We start from the raw sequence: 21,402 nt of genomic DNA, 5'->3' as shown, positions 1-21,402 counted from the left end.
CCCTATCAGAGCGTCGTCAACCAGCTCGCCACGCTGACCGGCCTGACCGAGACGCAGATCCGCTCGCAGCTCGCGGCGGCGACGCCCGCGGCGCCCGCCACGATGTCGCCGTCCGGCACCGATCCGACCGGCGACTTCCAGCGCCAGATCAACGCGCTGATCCAGCAGGCGCCGTATACCTCCGACGCTGCCGGCAACGCCTTCGCGTTTGGCGACATGCTGGTGTCCGCCGGCAATGTCTCGATCCTGGCGCAGAAGCTGACCGGAAACAGCGGCACCAATCCGATTGCGCCGGCGGTCATCGCGCGCAGCTCGCCGATGATCAAGATCGAGAACAGGGGTCTCGACTTCATGGACCTGGCCAACCTCACGGTCACCAATATCACCGGAGGAAACATCACCTACCGCCAGATCGACCATGTCGACCCGGATTCGCACTCCAATGTAACCTTCACCGCCACGCCGAGCGCGACGCCGATCATCGACATCTCGGCCACCTACAACCGCCTGGATCCCTCCAGCGGGCTCGGCGTCGACCAGAACGGCAACCAGCTGACCCGCACGCCCGACATCTATTTCGACGGCGTCGTCAACAACGAGAATGGCCTGCTCAAGATCACCAACAATCTCGGCAGCATCGTCGCGTCACAGTCGCTCAACGCCGCGACCGTCCAGATGGTGGCGCCCAACGGCTCGTTCGTCTTCCTCGGCGGCATCGGCAGCTTCTATACCTCCAATCACGATGTTCTCTCGCAATGGGCCGGCGTCGAATTCAAGCCGGGTGACAACGACACGCTGACGGCGGTGATGGCGGCGGCGACCTATCTCGGCGCCTATGGCGATTACGCGAACAGCCCGCACATCGGCGCGGGCGGCGGCCACCCGTATTCCTACTATTGCTGCGTCGACGGCAATAACGGCGTTCAGCAAACGGCGAGCAACAGCACCATCTTCACCGCACGCATGCTGGATCTGTACTACGACGGCCTGTCGCTCTATTCGGCGATCTTCCTGCCGATGGGCCAGGGTGCGCCCGGCAACGGTAACCCGAACGTTGGCGGTGTGCCGAACGCCGCGACGCTCGCGATCATGGAGGGGCCGACGGCTCAGACCATCTCCACCGCGCCGTGGGAGCGAAATACCTATACCGGCCAAGGCGTCTACAGCAACTCGACCTACGACTACACCACGACATCGACAGATGCACAGGGCAACACCACCACCACCAACCACACGGCTACGTATTACTCGCCATTCAATTGCGCGGGGTGCTCTGCCTACTTCCAGGTCGTCAATATCCAGCCCGACGTGATTACGCCGAAGACCGCGTCTTCGAACTCGGCCGCGAACTCGAGCACGGGGACCAATCCGCCGGCCAACGCGCCCTTTATCTTCGGCAAGGCGATCATCATCTCGGCCGGGGTCATCAACATCAACGGCACCATCCAGAGCGGCACGAGCAGCGATTACTCGGTCGACATCGGCGGCTCCACGTTGACCGCCATCAACGACCTCAAGAGCCGCAATGCGGGCGCAGACTTCGCCCAGGCCCAGGTCAACGCGCGGAACGGCAGCTATTACGACATCACGGCGTCTGCGACGACGGAGGCCGCCGGCGACATCAAGATCGGGGTGAAGTACAACGCTCTCACCGACCAGATCCTCGTGAACGGCGTGGTGCAGGGCTCGGGCGGCTACGTCTATCTGAACGGCAAGATCATCTCGACCTCGACCCAGGACGGTGTCTCCCAAGGCACTATTGCGGTCAAAGGTGGCGCCGGCTCGATCACGGTCAACAACACAACCGGCCTGCAGCTCGTCACCAACACCATCAATACCGGCGTCAGCGCGCCGAGCGTGATCGAGATCGTCGATCAGCTCAAGCAGCAGACGACGTGGTACGTCTACAATCCGTCCGCTGCGGGCGGCCAGCAGGTGTCGACGTATCAAACGAGCGGCGTCAATGCGAGCCAGTACACAGACACGATGCTGACCAGCCTCAGCGGCACGGCGGGTATCCAGTACGCGACCAAGGCAAACATGTTCTACCAGTGGGTCGATACGGCTACGCTGGATCGTCCGACGAGCTCGACGCAGTTCGACTACGGATGGCACTATACGCCCAATTCGGCCACCGGGCAGAACTGGACCCGCACCATCAGCCTGGTTTCGGACGTGCAGCAGGCCCAGGGCGGCGGCGGCAGCACTGGCCCACAGACCTCGAACTTCCAGGAAGTCGTCACCGCGACCGGTTCCTATCACACCGGCGGCGGCAACACCCATTCCGACAAGTGCTGCGGAGCGGACGGCCAATACGACTGGTACCAGAATATCTACGATCACCTGACCCTGACGCTGACCAATACGGTCAAGGCGTCGAACCCGATCAACATCTCGTTCAGCGGCGGCGGCAACAGCACTGTTCTGGTCACTTCCAACTCCGGCATCGTCGTCAACGGTCCGATCAACAACCTCTCGGGTACGACGACGGTCAGCGCCACGGGGGCCAATTCGGCTATCACCAGCGGCACGAACGCGAACAACCCGACGATATCGGGACGGAGCGTCATTCTCTCGGCGGATGGCGGCATCGGCACGATCGGCGCGAACGGTGTTCCCGTCCAGGTGCAGGTCTATGGCGGCAGCCTGACGGCCAGTTCGATCGACCACGACATCGCGATCGCGGCCGTCGGCTCGCTTTCGATCAATCAGGTGAAGGTGAATTCGGCAGGCAGCACGCCGCAGGGCAGCGTCTTTATCTCGGCGACCGGCGACATCAACTCGGCCTCGCCCTACGACGTCGCCAACCCCGTCGTGATCGGCAAGAACGTCGAGATCAACTCCACCGCCGGCGCGATCGGCGCGACAAGCGCCGTCATCAATGGCGCGAGCACGCTGACCAACATCAATCCGCTCGTGATCCAGGCGACGGGCACGATTCAGGCCGGCGGCAATGTCGATGGCGGGGTTCTCGACAGCGCCTCGGCGACCGGCACCTACATCGTGCAGTCCAAGGGCGATCTGCGCCTCGGCACGGTCCAGTCGAGCGGCGGCCCGGTGTTCCTGGAGGCGGCCGGCTCGGACGGCAACCAGGCCAGCATCCTGAACGGAAGGGCAGCGGTCGGTCTCACCCAGGCGCAGAGCCAGCATCTCCAGGACGTCTGGACCAGCCTCGACCTGCTCAGCGGCAACGCCGCCACCAACGCCGTCAACAGCTACCAGTCGATGGTGACGTCGGCCTACAACGACTACTTCCAGCTCAAGAACATCGCCTTCGCGAACGGCAGCACCTACAACCCGACCTCGGTGGGATTGACCGTGCTGCGGGCGCAAGTGGCGGCCAAGCTCGGCATCGATCCCGCGAACGTCTCGACGACGGACATGAAGGTCGAGGCCACGACGCGGTTCCTGAGGGATCAGTTCCTGCTCGGCAAGATCACGACCGACGAGCTCAAGACCTCGCTGACGACATTGCTCGGCACCGCACCGGCAGATCCGCTGGGGACCGTGTTCGGCAGCTCGTTGTCGGCGACCCTGTTCACGAAACTGTTCGACGGCGTAACGACAGCCAATCAGCGCTTGCCGAGCAATACGGCGCTGCAAACGGCACTGAACACCTACAATGCGAACTACGCCTATGCGCTCGCGTCGACCGAGCGGGTCTACGGCATCATCACCGCGGGCGCGCAGTGGACGCAGAGCCAGCTCGCCTACACCGTGTCGTCGTCGGCCGTCGGCGCCGCACCGCCGCCGATCGACGAGAACGTCGTGGCCAATGTCAGCGCCAACCAGATCATGCTCTACGCGCCGCACGGCTCGGTCGGCAATTCGGCGGCGCCCCAGACGTTCACCTTCACCAGCGTCGATTCCTCGTCGCTGACGTCGGCGCAGAGGGGATTGCTGGCGACGGCCGGTCCGGGTCAGCTCACCGTCGGCGCGGTCACGGATCCGACGACCCAGGTCGTGACCTATACGGTCAGCCTGTCGCAGCAGAACCTCGTCGTTGTCGACAACCCGATCGCGATCTCGGCTAAGGCACTGACCAATGTCTATCTCGGCAGCAAGAACAGCCTCACGCTCGGCGGCATCACTGCGAATTACGGCCCGATCGCGGCCGCGCAGGCCAACGGCATCGAGGTGACCGGCCGCGGAGACGTCAAGCTCGACGCCGTGACCAGCATCACCGCCGCTGCCGGCGTGACCGGTACACCGGTGATCTCCGGCGATATCGGCAACCTGACCCTGATCGCCGAGCACGGCAATGTCGGCGCCCCCGGGGCTGCCGGAAGCAATCCCGCGACCAACGCGAACGCGATCCAGATCGCCTTCGCCGACCCGGCCAACGATCAGCTCGACCAGGTCTCGTCGGCGCAGGGCATTTATGTGAAGCAGACCACCGGCGACCTCATTCTCGGCAACATCGCCGCCGGCAATGCAATCCAGCTCGCGGCGGCCGGCAGCATCTATGCCGAATCCGGCTTCACGGACCGTACCGCGATCCATATTCTCGGCACCGACCTCGATCTGCGCGCCGGCGGCAGCATCGGCTTCAACGGCTCGACCTTCCAGCCCGTGCAGGTGAATATCTCCGGCGCCGTGACCGGCTCTGCGGTCGGCGATCTCAGCATCCTCGCGGTCACCGGCGATCTCGTGGTCGGCACCAGCGGCACCTATGGGACGCTGACATCCGGCGGCGCACTGACGCTGAACGTTTCGCGCGGCGCGCTCACCATCAATGCCGACCTCGCCAGCGGCGGCTTGATGCAGCTCCTCGCCAACCGGGGCATGACCTTCGCGGCCGGCACCGGCGCGGCGCCGGTGGTTGCGACCAGCAGCTCCGGCGGGGTGACGCTGGTGGCCGCGACGCTGTCGATGGGAGCTTACTCCGCCATCAACGCGGCCGGCGTGATCTCCGTGACCACCACCGGCGACGCGACCATCGGCCAGCTGAATTCGTCGCTGTCCTATGCGGCGGCCTCGAACGCGCCTTCGATCATCGTCACCGCCGGCGGCGTCGCCTCGCTCGGAGCGATCGTCGACAATGGCGACGGCCAGACCAAATTCGTCGCGTCCGGCTCAGGCGCCGAAGTTTCGCTGAGCGCATCCAACGGCATCGGCAACGCGGCGAGCCGGTTCATCCTCAGTGCCGCGCGGCTGTCGGCAAGCACGAGTGCCGGCGACATCTATCTGAAGTCTCTGACCGACACCGAGGCGAGCCTGCTCTCGGCGGCCAAGGGCAGCGTGGACATCCTCGGCACCGGCGGCCTGACGCTCGACCAGGTGCTGGCAGGTACGGATGCACGCGCGCGCGGCACCTTCAGCGCCGTCGCGAACAGTGGCAGCATCGTCATCGGCACCGCCGACAGCAGCGGCTCGCAGACGGTTCACGCCACCCAGAACGTGACGTTCAAGTCGCTCGCGGCCACCGGCAACAGCGGCGACGTCGGCAACATCAATGTCGCGGCCGACAACGGCTTCATCCTGGCGCAGACGGTGATGTCGGGCGGCGTGCCGACGCTGGGCTCGGTCTCGGCCAACGGCTCGGCAAGGCTGATCGCGGCGGGCACCAACACCGGTCATAACCTCACGGCCACGACCGGCAACGCGGTCCTGAGCGGCACCATCGTTCATTGGGATAATCTCTCGGCCGGCGGCACACTCGACGTCACCGCGACTGCCGGGGGGATTACCGTTGGCACCGCCATCAGTGGCGGCACACAGACCTTGCACGCCGTCAACGACATCGTCTTCAACCAGCTCACGACGACAGGCATACCCGGCGATGCCGGCGACCTCAACGTCAAGTCCGACACCGGCTCGCTCCGCGGCGGATCGATCTCGGCCAGCGGCGATACGCATTTCGATGTGGCCGGATCGGTCTCGCTCGACCGGGTCAGCGGCAATGTGATCAAGCTGACTTCATCGGGCGACCTGACTATCGATTGGGTCAGCGTGGTCAAGGAGCTCGATCTCGCCGCCGATACCATCAACGTCAAGGGCGAGCAGGTCCGCTCGAACCCGTCGGTTCCGCTGATCATGAACATCACGGGCTACAACGGCGGCGTCGCGACTTCGGCCAATATCTCGATCGATCCGGACAGCATCATCATCAACCAGTTCAAGGTGGTAGACGCCAATTTCTGGACCGACGCGCACGCGGTCGCGATCCTGAACGGCTATGTGCCGGGCCAGCTCATGCTGACCACGGCAACCCAGCAGGTGTTGCTCAACAACCGCACGCCGGCGCCGTCCAACTGGCCGTCGCTCCAGCTCTACCAGCCGGGTGGCGTGTTCACGATGAGCCAGGTCGGGAATGCCAATGTCAGCAACGCCTATGTGGTGTTCTACACCGGCAACGTCTCGGCAACCGTTAGCAACTATGGGCCGACTCACACCTGCTGCTACGACTTCACCGGCGCCAGCATGGTGCGCAACATCGCGGTCGACGGCGAGGGCAGCGAGAACATAGAGACCTGGCTCGCGAAGAAGGATGGGGGGACGTTCTACCTGCTCGGTCTCTCCGGCAAGGCGCGGCTCGATGCGCTGCTGACGCCGCGGCCGGTCGAGACCATCGGCTCTGGTCCCGCCGTCAACGTCGAGGGACTGAACGACATGCGCAAGCTGCGCCGGCAGGGTCAGCGCGTGGGACGCGCCGGTTGGAAGGACGCGGCGATCGAGGCGGCGAAGCCGGCCGTCGGCCGTCTCGCACAGGCATGGTAACGGGACCAGGGATGCGGATTTGGGGGGCAGCGTTAGGGGTTGGGCTGGCAGCTAGCTGGATCGCTCCCGCGCGGGCGCAGATTCCGTCGATCAATCCGGGCGTGATTCAGAACGATGTCGACCGGCAACGCCGGCAGCTCGAACAGCAGAGCGCGCCGCCCAAGCTCAACGGGCCGGCGGTGATTGGCGGCGAGCGGGAGAAGTCCCAGCTCCTGAAGCCGGGCGGCCCGAAATTCCGCCTGCGCAAGGTCGAGTTCGACGGCTCCAAGTTCATCACTCCGGCCGAGCTCGACGAGATCGCGAAGAAGTATGTCGGCAAGAGCGTCGACATCGCCTCGCTGCTGCAGCTCGTCGCCGACATCAACGCCATCTATACCGAGCGCGGCATCGTCACGGGCATAGCGACGCTGCCCGAGCAGGATGCCAAGGGCGGCATCGTCCGCGTCAAGCTGACCGAAGGCCGGCTCCAGAAGACGAGCATCGAGGGCAACAAGCAGACCCGCACCGAGTACATCCTCCAGCGCGTGAAGGAGCCCGAAGGCGAGATCCTCGACGTTCCGAAACTCAATCGCGACGTAATCTGGTTCAACCGGACCAACGACGTGCAGATCAAGGCGCTGCTCCAGCCCGGCACGAGCTTCGGCCTGACCGATCTCCAGTTCGCCGTGATCGAGCCGCCGGTCGACACCTTGCAGCTGTTCACCGACAACCAGGGGGCGGAAAACACCGGGCGCTGGGAGGGTGGGGCCTTCTACAAGCGCCACGGCCTGTTCGGCGTCGACGACCGCCTGACCTTCTACGGCGTTCGTTCCGACGGCAACCTCAACGGCAACGTCGCCTACAGCATCCCGGTCAATCCCTGGGGCGGCCGCGCCGGCGTCAGCTATACCGAAGGCAAGATCAAGATCATCCAGGGACCGTTCGTCGCGCTCGATGTTACCGGACGCTCGAGCCAGGCCGCAGTCAATTTCAGCCAGCCGGTCTGGGTGACGCAGAACTGGCTGGTGCTGCTCAACGCCGCGGAGACCGAGGGCAAGACGGTCAGCCGCTTCGCCACGGTCGCCGTGACTCAGGATCATTACGACAAGGCCACGGCGGGCCTCTCGGTGACCAATTCCGGCAACACCTATTCGATCACGGTCTCGCCGGCGGTGAACTACATCGCATGGCAAGACCACGTGCTTGGCAACAACCGCGCGTTCAACACCTATACAGGCTCGTTGATCGCGACCAGCGCCGCGGGGCCTGCAAATTTCAGCACCAATGTGCTGGCGAGCTGGCAGTACACACAGGAAAAGCTGCTGCCGGGCGATCAGATCTTCTCGATCGGCGGTCCCACCACCGTGCGCGGTTATCCCTCCAACTCGGCGTCCGGCGACAGCGGCTATTATTTCAACGCCGAGCTGCACTACAATTGGTCGCAATGGCTCAGGGGTTTCGACACCTACATCTTCACCGACTGGGGCGCGGTGTATTCGACGTTCCCAGGGATCACCGAGCTGGGCTCGGTTGGCGTCGGCTTCTCCTGGACCTACGCATCGTTCATGACGTTCGAGGCAAATTACGCGACGCCGCTGAAGATGGCCGTCTCGACCCAGAACCACTACGAGGCCTACGGCCGTGTCATCTTCCGGCCGTTGTTGATGTTCCAGAAGCAGGAAACCCCCGCGCCTGTGGCGGCGGTCGCCGGCAGGAGCAGGTCGTAGCTGAAGCTCTCTCCGTCGTCTTTGCGAGGAGCTCTTGCGACGAAGCAATCCAGACTGATTCGTCGGCAAGATTCTGGATTGCTTCGCTGCGCTCGCAATGACAGGCGATGGACTGCGATGCGGGTCTGATTAACGCCGCAGCGTGAACTCTTCCGCGCCCCGCCGCTGCTCCCACTCCGCCTGTTCCAGCTCGGGCCGGTCGCATTCGACTTCCGGGTAGCCGATACAGAGATACGCGATGAATTTCCAGGTGTCCGGCACGTCGAGGCTGGCGTGGATGCGATCCGGATGGAGGATCGATACCCAGCCGAGCCCGATGCCTTCGGCGCGCGCGGCAAGCCACATCGCGGTGATCGCCGCCACCACGGAATACTCCGTCGTCTCCGGCATCGTCGCGCGGCCGAGGCCGTGACCGACATCGCTGGCCTTGTCCGCGAACACGGCGAGGTGGCCGGGGGCCTGTTCGAGACCCGACAGTTTCAGCGTGGCGTAGCGCGCTGCGCGTTCACCGGTATAGGCATTCAGCGCGTCGGCGTTGCACGCTTTGAAGTCGTCGATCACGGCGCGACGCCGTGCGGCGTCATCGACGATGACGAAGCGCCAGGGCTGGCTGAGGCCGACCGAGGGTGAGAGACAGGCCGTCTCGATCAGGCGATCGATGGCGCCGTCCGGCAACGGGTCGGTGCGAAAACGGCGCACGTCGCGGCGCCACACGAACAGCTCGCGCAAGTGCTGGCGGAAGGTGTCGTCGAACGCGACCATCGCGTCAGCCTCCGATCTGGAAGGCTGCGGCAACCAGCAGGATCAGGATCTCGCCGATCTGCTCGAACGCGCCGAGGATGTCGCCGGTCTGCCCGCCGATCTGGCGGATGGCAAGTCGCGCCAGCATCAGGCCGGCGAGGGAGAGCACAATCAGGCTCACCAGCGCCTTGCCCGGCCCAAGCGCGAGCACGAGCGCGAGGATCCCCACAGCGAAGGCGATGGCGATGCTGCGGCCCGGCGGTGATCCCGCACTCGCAGACAGCCCGTCAGGTCGCGCAGGTGCGACCTGCGACATGAAGGCCGGCAATCCCGCGCGGGCAGCAGTGTGCGCAGCGCACAGCGCGAGCGCGACGGCCCACGGATTGGCGATCGCCGCGAGCGCGCTCCAACGCAGGCCGAACGACAGGATCAGCGCGCAGACGCCATAGGTGCCGATCCGGCTGTCGCGCATGATCTCGAGCTTGCGTTCCCGCGTGCGGCCACCGCCGAGCCCGTCGGCAGTATCGGCAAGGCCGTCCTCGTGCAGCGCGCCGGTGACGAGGGCGGTCGCGGCCAGCGCGAGCAGGGCGGCAGGGTTCGGTGCCAGCCCGAAACGGCTGGCGCTCGCAAAAACCAAAGCGCCGGTAAGCCCGACCGCCAGCCCCGCAACGGGAAGCGCCCAGGTCGCGCGCGCGATGGCCCCATCGCCGGCTGGCTTCGACGAGGCGACGGGAAGGATCGTCACGAACGATGCCGCGATCCTGAGATCGCTGATGACCTCTCGCAAGATTTCGTCGCGCGGCATCATTTAAGCTTCATCGGCAGGCCGGCGACCACGAACTCGACCTCGTCGGCAACGGCCGCGATGGCCTGGTTCATGAACCCGGCGGCGTCGCGGAAGCTCCGCGCCAGCGGATTGTCGGGGACGATGCCGAGGCCGACTTCGTTGGTGACGAAGACGACGGGGCTCTTAAGGCGGGGCAGGGCGGTGACGAGTTCGCTCACCTCTCGTTCCCAGTCGCGCTCCGCATGCATGAGGTTGGAGAGCCACAGCGTCAGGCAATCGACGAGCCGCGCGCCGCCGCCGTCTGTTGCGAGCAGCGCGGGCAGGAGATCGAGCGGCACCTCGCGTTCGATCCAGTCGGTCTCGCGGCGCGCACGATGGCTGGCGATGCGCGCCTCCATTTCGCCATCGAGGGCCTCGGCCGTCGCGACATAGACCGGCTGCCCGGGAAAGGCGCGCGTGAGCATTTCCGCGCGCTTGCTCTTGCCCGATCGCGCTCCGCCCGTGATCAAGATGACGGCCATAAAGGTCTCCTGTGGGCCTGACTAATCACCAAACGCGGCCAAAGACAAAGCCGAAATCAGGCAGTTGGGGGCTTGCGCTCCGGCTGTGGTTTGCGCAACAGGGGCGGAACAGGAGACGGGTGTGGGTTTTGCGGGTGCGATGGCGGTGGCGATGGCGGTGGATGCCCTGTTGGGCTGGCCGTCGTGGGTGTTCGCGCGGATCGGCCATCCCGTCACCTGGTTGGGGCGGTTGATCTCTGCCATCGACACCGCCTGGAATCGTGCGTCCGATCCGCCGGCATTTCGCCGCGCCGCTGGTCTCGCCGCAGCGCTCGCGGTGATCGCGCTCGCCGTCGCGCTCGGCTGGGCGCTTCAGTGCCTGCTTCCCTTGGGCTGGATCCAGATCGTGCTGGTCGGCGTTCTCGCTTGGCCGCTGGTTGCCTTGCGTTCGCTCTACGACCACGTTGCTGCCGTCGCAGACGCGATGCGGGCCGGTGACATCGTCGCCGCACGCGAGGCCGTCTCGCGCATCGTTGGCCGCGATCCCCTGACGCTCGACGAGGCCGGCATCGCGCGCGCGGCGATCGAGAGCCTCGCCGAGAATGCATCCGACGGCATCGTCGCCCCCGTGTTCTGGGGCGCGCTGTTCGGCCTGCCCGGCATCTTGGGCTACAAGGCGATCAACACGCTGGACTCCATGATCGGCCATCGCAGCGAACGTCACGAAGCTTTCGGCTGGGCCGCGGCGCGCATCGACGATGTCGCCAATTTCATTCCGGCGCGGCTGACCGGATTTCTGTTCGTGCTGCTGGCGCCACGGCGATCAGAGGCGCTGTCGTGCATGACGCGGGATGCCCGACGTCACCGCTCGCCCAATGCCGGCTGGCCGGAAGCAGCCATGGCGGGTGCGCTGGGTGTGCGGCTCAGCGGTCCGCGGATCTATCACGGCAGCACCACGAACGAGCCCTGGCTGAATGAAGGTGCGCGCGATCCGCTTGCCGCCGACATCGATCGGGGATTGACGGTTTACCGCCGCGCCATGCTGCTGGTCGCCGGCATCCTTGCGATCCTGGCCTTCGCGTGAAAGAACAGCGCATGCGCGAGCACGGTGGAAATCTCGATCAGGCCCAGCAGCGTTTCGGCGGTCGCGCGGAGGACTGGATCGATCTGTCGACCGGGATCAACCGCCTGCCTTATCCCGTGGGCGAGGTGAGCTCGCGCGCGTGGAGCGCGTTGCCGTCGCGCGCTGAGATCGAGGCGCTGCATCGGGCGGCGCGCCACGCTTACCGCACGAGCGCGGCAGTTGTCGCGCTTGGCGGCGCACAGGCCGCGATTCAACTGCTGCCGCAATTCGCACCACCCGGCCACGCGCGCATCCTCGCGCCGACCTACAACGAATATGCCGGGGTCCTCTCGGCCGCAGGCTGGGAGGTCCAGGAGGTCGGGGAGCTCGACGCGCTGGTCGGCGCCGACGTCGCCATTGTCGTCAATCCCAACAATCCTGACGGCCGATGCCACACACCAAGGGATTTGCTGGCGCTGCTGCCGCGCGTCGGTCGTCTCGTCATCGACGAGAGCTTTGCCGATGTGGCCCCGCAGCTGTCGCTTGCATCCGAGGACCGGCCGGGGCTGCTGATCCTGCGCTCCTTCGGAAAGTTTTACGGCCTTGCCGGTCTGCGGCTTGGTTTCGCGCTCGGCAATCCGTCCGACATTGCCAGGATCGCATCGATGTCGGGGCCCTGGCCGGTCTCGGGAGCGGCGATCGCGATCGGCTGCCGTGCTCTGCGTGACGATGCCTGGGCCGAGGCCACCTCCGCGCGGCTCGCGCGAGACTGCGTTCGTCTCGACAGCATGGTGCAGTCGCAAGGCTGGACGCTCGTTGGCGGGACGCAGCTGTTTCGTCTCTACGAGACGCCTGACGCGCTTGCCGCGCTGGAGAAGCTGGCGCGTCGCCACATCTGGTCGCGCGTGTTCGCGCGAGAACCGACATGGCTGCGCCTTGGGATTCCGGGCAGCGAATCCGAATGGAAGCACCTGGCCGAGGCGCTAGCGCGCTAGCGCGAGCAGGCCTTCGACGTCGAGATGGGCTTCGATGTGATCGGCGAGCGCATCGATCGCGCTCTCGACCCTGGCGTGATAGGGCTCGGCGCCGGCGGGAACGTCGAGCTTCGCCAAAAACGCCTTGCGGAAATCATCCGACGTGAACAGGCCGTGCAGATAGCTGCCTTGCACCCGTCCGTCGCGCGAGATCGCGCCTTCCGGTTCGCCGTTCAGCCTTGCGAATGGCCGCGCGCGATCCGGCCCATCCGTGCGGCCGATGTGGATTTCGTAGGCCTCGATCGGCTGATCCGTCGCTGCATGCACGGCCGCAACACGTGTCAGTGTCTTCTGCGGGCTCATCACGGTCTCGACATCCAGAAGGCCGAGACCCGCTGTGTCGCCGGCGGGGCCCTCGATCCCATCGGGATCACTGACGCTGCGTCCGAGCATCTGATAGCCGCCGCAGAGGCCGAGCACATGGCCGCCTCTGCGGCAATGCGCCAGGAGATCGATGTCCCATCCCTGGGCGCGCAGAAAGGCGAGATCGCCGCGCGTGGATTTCGAGCCGGGGATGATGACGAGGCGCACGTCGCCGGGAATGGCCTCGTCCGGCCGCACCATCACGAGATCGACGCCGGGCTCGAGCTTGAGCGGATCGAGATCGTCGAAATTGGCGATCCGCGACAGCGCGAGACAGGCGATCTTGCATTGGCCCGGCTTGCGCGCATCGCTCAGGCCCAGTGCATCCTCGGCCGGCAGCTCGCCGGCCCGCGCGAACCAGGGCAGCACGCCGAAGCCGCGCCATGTGGTCTTTTGTTCGATCAGCTTGTAGCCGTCGTCGAACAACTCGGGATCGCCGCGGAACTTGTTGATGACAAATCCCTGGATCATCGCGGCATCATCCGGGTCGATCACCGTCTTGATGCCGACGAGTTGCGCGATGACCCCGCCGCGGTCGATATCGCCGACCAGCACGACCGGCACGTCGGCCTTGCGTGCAAAGCCCATATTGGCGATGTCCGCCTTGCGCAGGTTCACCTCGGCCGGGCTGCCGGCACCCTCCACCAGAACGAGATCGGCGCGCGCCTTCAGCCGCTCGAAGCTCTCCAGCACCGCCCCCATCAATGACGGTTTCATCGCCGCATACTCACGCGCACGCGCGGTCGCGATGCGTTTTCCCTGCACGATCACCTGCGCGCCGACATCCGTCTCGGGCTTGAGCAGCACCGGGTTCATGTCGGTATGCGGCTCGACGCGGGCGGCGAGCGCCTGGAGCGCCTGGGCGCGGCCGATCTCGCCGCCGTCAACGGTGACGGCCGCATTGTTCGACATGTTTTGCGGCTTGAACGGAAGGACGCGCAGGCCGCGTCGCACAAAGGCGCGTGCGAGGCCGGCGACGATGAGCGATTTGCCCACGTCCGAGCCGGCCCCCTGGATCATCAATGCGCGCGCCATCGCGAGTGTCTTAGAACTCGACGCCGGCTTGCGCCTTGATGCCGGAGCGGAAAGGATGCTTGACCAGCGTCATCTCGGTGACGAGATCGGCGATCTCGATCAGCTCGTCCTTGGCGTTGCGGCCGGTGAGCACGACATGCGTCATCGGCGGCTTCGAGGTCACCAGGAAATCGACGACTTCGGCGATGTCGAGATAGTCGTAGCGCAGCGCGATGTTGATCTCGTCGAGCACGACCATGCGGAGATTCTGGTCGAGGATCAGCTCCTTGGCCTTCTCCCAGCCGGCGCGCGCGGCCGCGATGTCGCGGGCGCGGTCCTGCGTCTCCCAGGTAAAGCCTTCGCCCATGGCGTGGAACTGGCAGAGGTCGCCGAAATGGCCGGTGAGCATGCGGCGTTCGCCGGTATCCCAGGCGCCCTTGATGAACTGCACGACCGCGCAGGGGAAGCCGTGGGCGACGCAGCGGACGATCATGCCGAAGGCCGAGGAGGACTTGCCCTTGCCTGCGCCGGTGTGGACGATGATGAGGCCCTTTTCGCCGCTCTTGGTCGCCATGATCTTGTCGCGGGCGACCTTCTTCTTCGCCATTTTCGAGGCGTGGCGGGCGTCGGTTTCGTCGGCCGTCTGGGTATCCGGTTCTGACGTCATCGGACGGGGTCCTTCGGCTTGACAAGAGGCGGTCGGGGGCAAATGGTGACCCCGCGTTGGTTCCTGTCCTACGACAGGCGAAGAGGGAATGCGATAGGGTCCGAATCGGCAAGATTTGGTTCCAAAATGCAGCCGCCCCCGCGACCGTGACCGGAGAGATGCCCGAAGCCACTGATCCCCTGGGGGATCGGGAAGGCGGGGATCGAAGGGGAAACCCTGCTCCGGAAGCCGGGAGACCTGCCAGCGCGGACGATTTTGGACCGGCGGACGGGGTGTTCCGCGACGGGGAAACGGGCCTTCGCAAGAACGGTTCGTGGGCCTCTTCGCTTCCCGCTGTTTATTCTGGAAGAAGCGATGACCGTCACACTTCATGTTTGCATCACCTGCCGCGCCGGCCAGACGCTTGGCGAGGGCGAGACGACGCCGGGCCAGCGCCTGCATGGCGCGATCCTCGAGGCCGGCGTGCCAGATGGCGTCAGCGTGGTTCCCGTCGAATGCCTGTCGGCATGCAACCAAGGTTGCTCGGTCGCGCTCAGCGCGCCCGGCCGCTGGTCCTATGTCTATGGCCGTCTGTCGGATGCGCATGCGAACGACGTGGTCGCGGGCGCCGCGGCCTATGCGGCCGCCCCCGATGGCCTCGTACCCTGGCGCAGCCGCCCGGAGATTTTCCGCAAGCAATCGCTTGCCCGCATTCCCCCCATTCCCCCCTTGGCCGTCGTGCCGGAGGCCGCCGAATGAATTCGCTCGCAAAAGTCCCGGTCACGGTCGTCACGGGCTTTCTCGGTTCCGGCAAGACAACGCTGATCCAGCATCTGCTTGCCAACGCCAACGGCAAGAAGCTCGCGGTCCTCGTCAACGAGTTCGGCAGCGAGGGCGTCGATGGCGAGATTTTGAAATCCTGCGCCGATGCGAATTGCCCGGAAGAGAACATCATCGAGCTCGCCAATGGCTGCATCTGCTGCACCGTCGCCGACGATTTCATTCCGACCATGGAGAAGTTGCTGTCGCGGGCCGTCAAGCCCGATCACATCCTGATCGAGACCTCGGGCCTGGCGCTGCCCAAGCCGCTGCTGAAGGCGTTCGACTGGCCGGAGATCCGTTCGCGTATCACGGTCGATGGCGTGATCGCGCTGGCCGACGCCGAAGCCGTCGCCGCCGGCCGTTTCGCGCCCGACCCTGACGCCGTCGAGGCGCAGCGCGCGGCGGACGGGAGTCTCGACCATGAGACGCCGCTGTCGGAAGTGTTTGAGGACCAGATCGCCTGCGCCGACATCGTGCTGCTGACCAAGGCAGATCTTGCCGGCAGCGCGGGCATTGAAGCCGCCAAGACGGCGATCACCGCCGAGATGTCACGCCGGGTGCCCATGCTGGCGATCACCGACGGTGCGATCGACGCGCGCCTCATCCTCGGCCTCGGCGCTGCCGCCGAGAACGATCTCGCCGCGCGTCCCTCGCATCACGACGGCGAGGAGGATCACGAGCACGACGATTTTGCCTCCGTCGTGATCGACCTTCCCGAGGTCACCGATATCGACGCGCTGGTTGAATCCGTTCAGCGACTGGCACGCGAGCAAAACGTGCTGCGCGTCAAGGGTTACATCGCGGTGGAAGGCAAGCCGATGCGCCTCTTGCTGCAAGCGGTTGGCGAGCGCGTGCGCCACCAGTTCGACAAACCCTGGGGCGCGGGTGCGAGGCAATCAAAGCTGGTCGTGATCGGCGAGCACGGCGATATCGACGAGGCCGCGATCAAAGTGGGACTTGGTGTCTGATGCACGTCGTCTTCCGCGAGAGCCGCGGTCTCGAGGAGACCGCGATACCAAGGGACATCGGCCAGGGCCCGGCCGATCTCGTGGTGCTCTCGTATTCGGATTCCGATCTGGCGGCGTTCGCGGCCGGCTGGCGCCGTGGCCGCGACAGCCTGCCGTCGCTGCGGCTCGTCAATCTCGCAGAACTCCGTCACCCGCTCTCGGTCGACACCTATATCGAGCGCACGCTTGCGCAGGCGCGCGGCATTCTCGTGCGTCTGATCGGCGGGGAATCCTACTGGTCGTATGGACTCGCGGCCCTGCAGCAACTGGCAAAGGAGCGCGGCATCGTGCTGGCCGTGCTGCCGGCCGACGGCCGCGACGATACGCGTCTGGATGCGTATTCGACCTTGCCGGTCTCGACACTGCGGCGGCTCAAGGTGCTCTGCGACACCGGCGGGCCCGTCGCATCGCAAGCCGCGATCGCGCAGCTTGCGTTGGCCTCGGGCCTCTATGCGGGACCTGTTATCGGCGAGATGACCGTGCCCGAGACGGGCTTTTACGATCCGGCGCGCGGTGTCATTGCCGCGCCGGCGTCGGGCGAGGGCAGGCCACGCGCGCTCGTGGCCTTCTATCGCTCCTATCTCACCGCTGCCGACACCGGCCCGGTCGATGCCCTGATCGCCGCACTGCGTGAGAAGGGGTTTGATGCGCACGGTTTCTTCATCACCTCGCTGAAGGCTCCAGGCGTTGCGGATTGGTTGCGCACGTATCTTGCTCAAAATCCACCGGCCGCGATCGTCAATGCGACGGCGTTCTCGGCGATGGGCGACGACGGCACGACGCCGTTCGATGCCGCATCCTGCCCGGTGTTCCAGGTCGCACTCTCCACGGCCCGGCGCGAAGACTGGGCGAGCTCGCTCCGCGGCCTGTCGCCCGGCGACCTCGCGATGCATGTGGTGCTGCCCGAGGTCGACGGCCGCCTGTTTGCGGGCGTGGTCAGCTTCAAATCGGCCGCGATGCGCGATCCCGATTTGCAATTTTCGCATCTGGCACACCGGCCCGACGAGGAGCGCGTGAAGGCCGTCGCCGCGCGCGTTGCGGCCTGGCGGCGCCTTGTGGAGAAGCCGGCCGCCGAAAAGTGGATGGCACTCGTGCTCTCCAACTATCCGGGCCGCCCGCATCAGATCGCGCATGCGGTCGGTCTCGATGCGCTCGCCTCAGTTGAGGCCCTCGTGTCGGACCTCGCGGAGGCCGGCTTCGATGTCGCGCCGGTCCACGGACTCGGCGAGACGCTGCTCAAGCAGACCTTGAGCTGGAGCGTTGCCGATTACCGCGCTGCGCTCTCGCGCCTTCCGCAATCCTTGCAGGATGATCTCGCGCAAGCCTGGGGCGCGCCGGAGAACGATCCGGGCTGTCGCGACGGCGCGTTCCATTTCGCCGCGATTCAATGTGGCCGGTCGATCATCGCGGTTCAGCCGGAGCGCGGCGATGCGACCACGCGCGATGCCGACTATCACGATCTCGCCCGCACGCCGGGCCACGCCTATCTCGCGTTCTATCTCTGGCTCCGAGGGCAGGGCTGCGATGCCGTTGTGCACATGGGCGCGCACGGCACGCTGGAATGGCTGCCCGGAAAATCCGTGGCGCTGTCGAAGGCGTGCTGGCCGGAAGCCCTGATCGGCGATCTGCCCGTCATCTATCCCTTCATCGTCAACGACCCCGGCGAGGCCGCGCAGGCCAAGCGGCGCCTGGGTGCTGTCACGATCGGCCATCTGCCGCCGCAGCTTGCAGCATCGGCGGTGCCAGACGGGCTGCGCAGGCTGGAACAGCTCCTCGACGAGTACTCGACGGCCGATGGCCTCGATCCCGCCCGCCGCCAGCGTCTGATCTCCGCGATCCGCGACGAGGCGCGTGCTGCCGGTCTTGAGGACGATCTTGGTCTCGATGCAGCGGCCGCGCCCGCCGAAGCGATCCCGCGGATCGACCGCTTCGTCTGCGATCTCAAGGAAAGCCAGTTCGGCGACGGCCTGCACGTGTTCGGCCGTGGCGCCTGCGGTGACGCGGAACGCGACGCTTTGCGGGCGGCGCTTGCAGGACGGCGCGTCGCGCCGGGGCCGTCAGGCTCACCCTATCGCGGCCGCCAGGACGTGCTGCCCACGGGACGCAATCTCTTTGCCGTCGATCCGCGCGCGGTGCCGACGCCGTCGGCGCATGCGCAAGGCATCAAGCTTGCCGAAGAATTGCTCCGTCGTCATCTGCAGGATCACGGCGACTGGCCGAAGGGCCTCGTCGTCGACCTCTGGGGCTCGGCGACGATGCGCACAGCGGGCGAAGAATTTGCCATGGCGCTGCATCTGGCTGGCCTCGCACCGCGCTGGGATCACGCTTCCGGCCGTGTGACCGGCTACGACATCATCGCACCTGCCGAGCTTGGCCGGCCCCGCATCGACGTCACGCTGCGCGTCTCGGGTCTGTTTCGCGACGTCTTCTCGGGCCTTGCGCAATTGTTCGAGGCGGCAGCCGAGGCGCTGTCGGCCCGCGAGGACGAGGGCGACGAAAATCCATATCGCCATCGCACCTCGCGCGTGTTCGCGCCGCGTCCCGGACAATACGGCGTGGGTCTCTCGGCAATCCCGGACGCCTTTACGCCCGAGACGCGCGAAGCCGCCGGCGAAGCGTGGCTCTCGGCATCGTCATGGGCGTTCTCGGCCGACGGCGAAATCAAACTCGATCGTGCCGGTATCGAGAAGCGGCTCGCATCCGCCGATGCTTTCGTGCACGTGCAGGATTTGCCGGAAACCGATCTTCTGCTCGCCGCCGACTATGCCGCGCATGAAGCCGGCATTGCGGCCGCCGCGGCACATCTCGGCGCGGCAGCGCCATCGCTCTATCATCTCGATGCGACGCGCCCCGAGCAGCCGCATGCGCGTACGCTGACCGAGGAAATCTCCCGTGTCGTCCGCGCGCGCGCGGCCAATCCGGCCTGGATTGCCGGCATGATGCGCCACGGTTTTCGCGGAGCCGCCGAGATCACCGCAACGCTCGAGCACATGGCCGCCTTCGCGCATCTGGCCGGCGCGGTGCCGCCGCATCTGTTCGACCTCTACTACGATGCGACGCTCGGCCATGACGACGTCCGCGCCTTCATGGCCCGCGAAAATCCGGCGGCCCTCGCCGCGATGGAGACGTGTTTCACGCGCCTGCATGAGGCCTCGCTCTGGCGAACGCGCCGCAATTCGATCGCGGCGGCGCTGCGGGAGGCGTCATGAGCGCTTCGGTGGTCAAGGGCTGGTGTCCCGGCGCGCTGCGCCCGATGCAATCGGGCGACGGGCTCGTGGTCCGCGTGCGTCCGTTCGGCGGACGGCTCGATGCGGCCCAGATCTCCGGACTGGCCCATCTCGCCGAACGCCATGGCAACGGCTTGATCGACGTGACCAGCCGGGCCAATCTCCAGATCAGGGGCGTCAACGAGACCAGCCACAGGCTGCTGCTCGACGGCCTTTCGCAACTGGCGCTGCTCGACCAGGATGCTGAGACCGAATCCCGTCGCAACATCCTCGTGACGCCGTTCTGGCGTGCCGGCGACGCGACCCAATCGCTCGCAGCCGAGCTCGAGGAGGCGCTCGTCGACAGCCAGCTCGAACTTCCAACCAAGTTCGGCTTCGCCATCGATGACGGGACCTCACGCGTGCTTGCGGGCGATTCCGCGGATGTGCGGATCGAGCGCGATCGTTCCGGCGGACTGCTGGTGCGGGCTGATGGCGACAAATGCGGCCGCTCCGTCGCGCGTGGCGAGGCCGTGACCACCGCTCTCGCATTCGCCAACTGGTTCGTGATCTCAGGCGGCGCCAGGGGTGGGCGAGGGCGGATGGCGGCGCATCTTGCCGCCGGTGCAGTCCTGCCGGCGTCATTGCGCGGCGAAGCCGAGCCGGCGCCGATCATGGCTGCGGCGCGGCCCGGCCTCTATTCGCAAGGCGCGATGGTCGGGGTCGCCTTCGGACAGATGGCGCATGCGACGCTCAACCAGTTCGCCGGTTGCGGACATGCGCTGCGCATGACGCCATGGCGGATGGTTTTGAGCGAAGGCAAGCGCGCGATGCCGAGCGCAGCAGGCCTGATCACCGAACCCTACGACCCTGCGCTGCGCGTCATCGCCTGCAGCGGTGCGCCACGCTGTCGCGAGGCGCATGCCGATACCCGCGGCCTTGCCGCGGCCCTGGCCCCGAACATCGGCGCGGCCGCACGGTTACACGTCTCCGGCTGTGCCAAGGGCTGCGCCCATTCCGGTCCGGCCGCCATCACTCTGGTCGCGACCGGCGCGGGCTTCGACCTCGTGCGCGGTGGGTCGACACGCGATGAGCCCATCCTGCGGGGACTGAACCGCGATGACATCGTCGGAGATCCCTCCATCCTGATGGGAGGGCACTGATGCCGCACTCGTACGAGACCGACGGCGCTGCGATCTACCGGCAGTCCTTTGCGACCATCCGGGCCGAAGCCGATCTTGCGCGCTTCACGCCGGACGAGGAGCAGGTGGTGGTGCGGATGATCCATGCCGCCGGCATGGTCGGCCTGGAGGCGCATATCCGCTTCACATCAGGTATGGCGGTCGCTGCGCGCGCAGCTTTGCAGAAGGGCGCACCGATCCTGTGCGACGCGCGCATGGTCTCCGAAGGAATTACGCGCGCGCGGCTTCCCGCGGCCAACGCCGTCGTATGTACGTTGGGCGACGAGACCGTTCCCGCGCTCGCGCAGTCCATGCGCAACACCCGTTCGGCTGCGGCTCTGGAACTGTGGCGGCCGCATCTCGACGGCGCGATCGTGGCGATCGGCAACGCGCCGACCGCGTTGTTTCATCTCCTCAACATGCTGGAGAACCGGGACTGCCCGCGGCCCGCGGCGATCATCGGCTGTCCCGTCGGCTTTGTCGGCGCGGCCGAATCCAAGGCTGCGCTGATGGCCGATCCGCCGGTGCCGGCGCTCACGGTCGAGGGCCGCCTCGGCGGTTCCGCGATCACGGTCGCCGCCGTCAACGCGCTGGCGAGCCGGAGCGAATAGC

13 protein-coding genes and 1 riboswitch are annotated in these 21,402 nt (G+C 66.2%); of the genes, 8 read left to right on the top strand and 5 right to left on the bottom strand.

All coding sequences use genetic code 11. From position 1 onward, the window contains the following. The first annotated feature begins 6,731 nt into the window (after positions 1-6,731). Positions 6,732-8,426, top strand: a complete 1,695-nt coding sequence (locus C7G41_RS09540; protein ID WP_106942334.1) for a ShlB/FhaC/HecB family hemolysin secretion/activation protein — start codon at positions 6,732-6,734, stop codon at positions 8,424-8,426. A 129-nt stretch (positions 8,427-8,555) separates the two neighbouring features. Here the strand turns inward: C7G41_RS09540 and bluB are convergent, their stop codons facing one another. Genes bluB through cobU form a run of 3 tightly spaced genes read right to left on the bottom strand, consistent with a single transcriptional unit; the run spans position 8,556 to position 10,475 of the window. After that, positions 8,556-9,188: a 5,6-dimethylbenzimidazole synthase gene (bluB, locus tag C7G41_RS09535; protein WP_106942333.1), complete on the bottom strand. Its 633-nt coding sequence runs from the start codon at positions 9,186-9,188 to the stop codon at positions 8,556-8,558. A 4-nt stretch (positions 9,189-9,192) separates the two neighbouring features. Continuing rightward, complete coding sequence (gene cobS / locus C7G41_RS09530; RefSeq protein WP_106942332.1) at positions 9,193-9,975, bottom strand: adenosylcobinamide-GDP ribazoletransferase; 783 nt, start codon at positions 9,973-9,975, stop codon at positions 9,193-9,195. Next, entirely contained in the window at positions 9,972-10,475 is a 504-nt protein-coding gene (gene cobU / locus C7G41_RS09525) for a bifunctional adenosylcobinamide kinase/adenosylcobinamide-phosphate guanylyltransferase (protein ID WP_106942331.1), read from the bottom strand. Before cobU ends, cobS begins: the two co-directional genes overlap by 4 nt. A 121-nt stretch (positions 10,476-10,596) precedes the next feature. Between cobU and cbiB the strand changes: the two genes are divergently transcribed. Together cbiB and cobD are read left to right on the top strand one after the other, a co-directional pair. After that, positions 10,597-11,538, top strand: coding sequence for an adenosylcobinamide-phosphate synthase CbiB (gene cbiB, locus C7G41_RS09520; protein ID WP_199198278.1), 942 nt, complete (start codon positions 10,597-10,599; stop codon positions 11,536-11,538). An 11-nt stretch (positions 11,539-11,549) separates the two neighbouring features. After that, complete coding sequence (gene cobD / locus C7G41_RS09515; protein WP_199198277.1) at positions 11,550-12,512, top strand: threonine-phosphate decarboxylase CobD; 963 nt, start codon at positions 11,550-11,552, stop codon at positions 12,510-12,512. Here the strand turns inward: cobD and C7G41_RS09510 are convergent. Together C7G41_RS09510 and cobO are read right to left on the bottom strand one after the other, a co-directional pair. Continuing rightward, a complete protein-coding gene (locus C7G41_RS09510) occupies positions 12,501-13,949 on the bottom strand; it encodes a cobyric acid synthase (RefSeq protein ID WP_106942328.1) in 1,449 nt (482 codons plus the stop codon). The two genes, cobD and C7G41_RS09510, sit on opposite strands and share 12 nt — an antisense overlap. Before the next feature lie 10 nt (positions 13,950-13,959). Further along, on the bottom strand, positions 13,960-14,595 hold the full coding sequence (gene cobO / locus C7G41_RS09505; RefSeq protein WP_007608503.1) for a cob(I)yrinic acid a,c-diamide adenosyltransferase: 636 nt from the start codon (positions 14,593-14,595) through the stop codon (positions 13,960-13,962). Between the two features lie 40 nt (positions 14,596-14,635). After that, a riboswitch (cobalamin riboswitch) is annotated at positions 14,636-14,855 on the top strand. Positions 14,856-14,949: 94 nt separating this feature from the next. On the opposite strand from cobO, the gene C7G41_RS09500 reads away from it, so the two are divergent. Genes C7G41_RS09500 through C7G41_RS09480 form a run of 5 tightly spaced genes read left to right on the top strand, consistent with a single transcriptional unit; the run spans position 14,950 to position 21,401 of the window. After that, positions 14,950-15,333 (top strand): DUF1636 domain-containing protein, encoded by a 384-nt coding sequence (locus tag C7G41_RS09500; RefSeq protein ID WP_106942327.1) that lies wholly within the window; start codon positions 14,950-14,952, stop codon positions 15,331-15,333. Beyond that, entirely contained in the window at positions 15,330-16,364 is a 1,035-nt protein-coding gene (cobW, locus tag C7G41_RS09495) for a cobalamin biosynthesis protein CobW (protein ID WP_106942326.1), read from the top strand. Before C7G41_RS09500 ends, cobW begins: the two co-directional genes overlap by 4 nt. After that, positions 16,364-19,612 (top strand): cobaltochelatase subunit CobN, encoded by a 3,249-nt coding sequence (gene cobN / locus C7G41_RS09490; RefSeq protein ID WP_106942325.1) that lies wholly within the window; start codon positions 16,364-16,366, stop codon positions 19,610-19,612. Before cobW ends, cobN begins: the two co-directional genes overlap by 1 nt. Beyond that, complete coding sequence (cobG, locus tag C7G41_RS09485) at positions 19,609-20,772, top strand: precorrin-3B synthase (protein ID WP_106942324.1); 1,164 nt, start codon at positions 19,609-19,611, stop codon at positions 20,770-20,772. Before cobN ends, cobG begins: the two co-directional genes overlap by 4 nt. Next, the gene (locus tag C7G41_RS09480; RefSeq protein ID WP_106942323.1) at positions 20,772-21,401 is read left to right on the top strand and encodes a precorrin-8X methylmutase; all 630 of its coding nucleotides are present in this window, start codon (positions 20,772-20,774) and stop codon (positions 21,399-21,401) included. The genes cobG and C7G41_RS09480 overlap by 1 nt, the downstream gene beginning before the upstream one ends. Position 21,402 lies beyond the last annotated feature (1 nt).

This window comes from Bradyrhizobium sp. MOS002, assembly GCF_003020115.1.
Classification (GTDB): Bacteria; Pseudomonadota; Alphaproteobacteria; order Rhizobiales; family Xanthobacteraceae; genus Bradyrhizobium.
The sequence above is the reverse complement of the archived record's forward strand: the minus strand, read 5'-3'. Positions and strand labels throughout refer to the sequence as shown.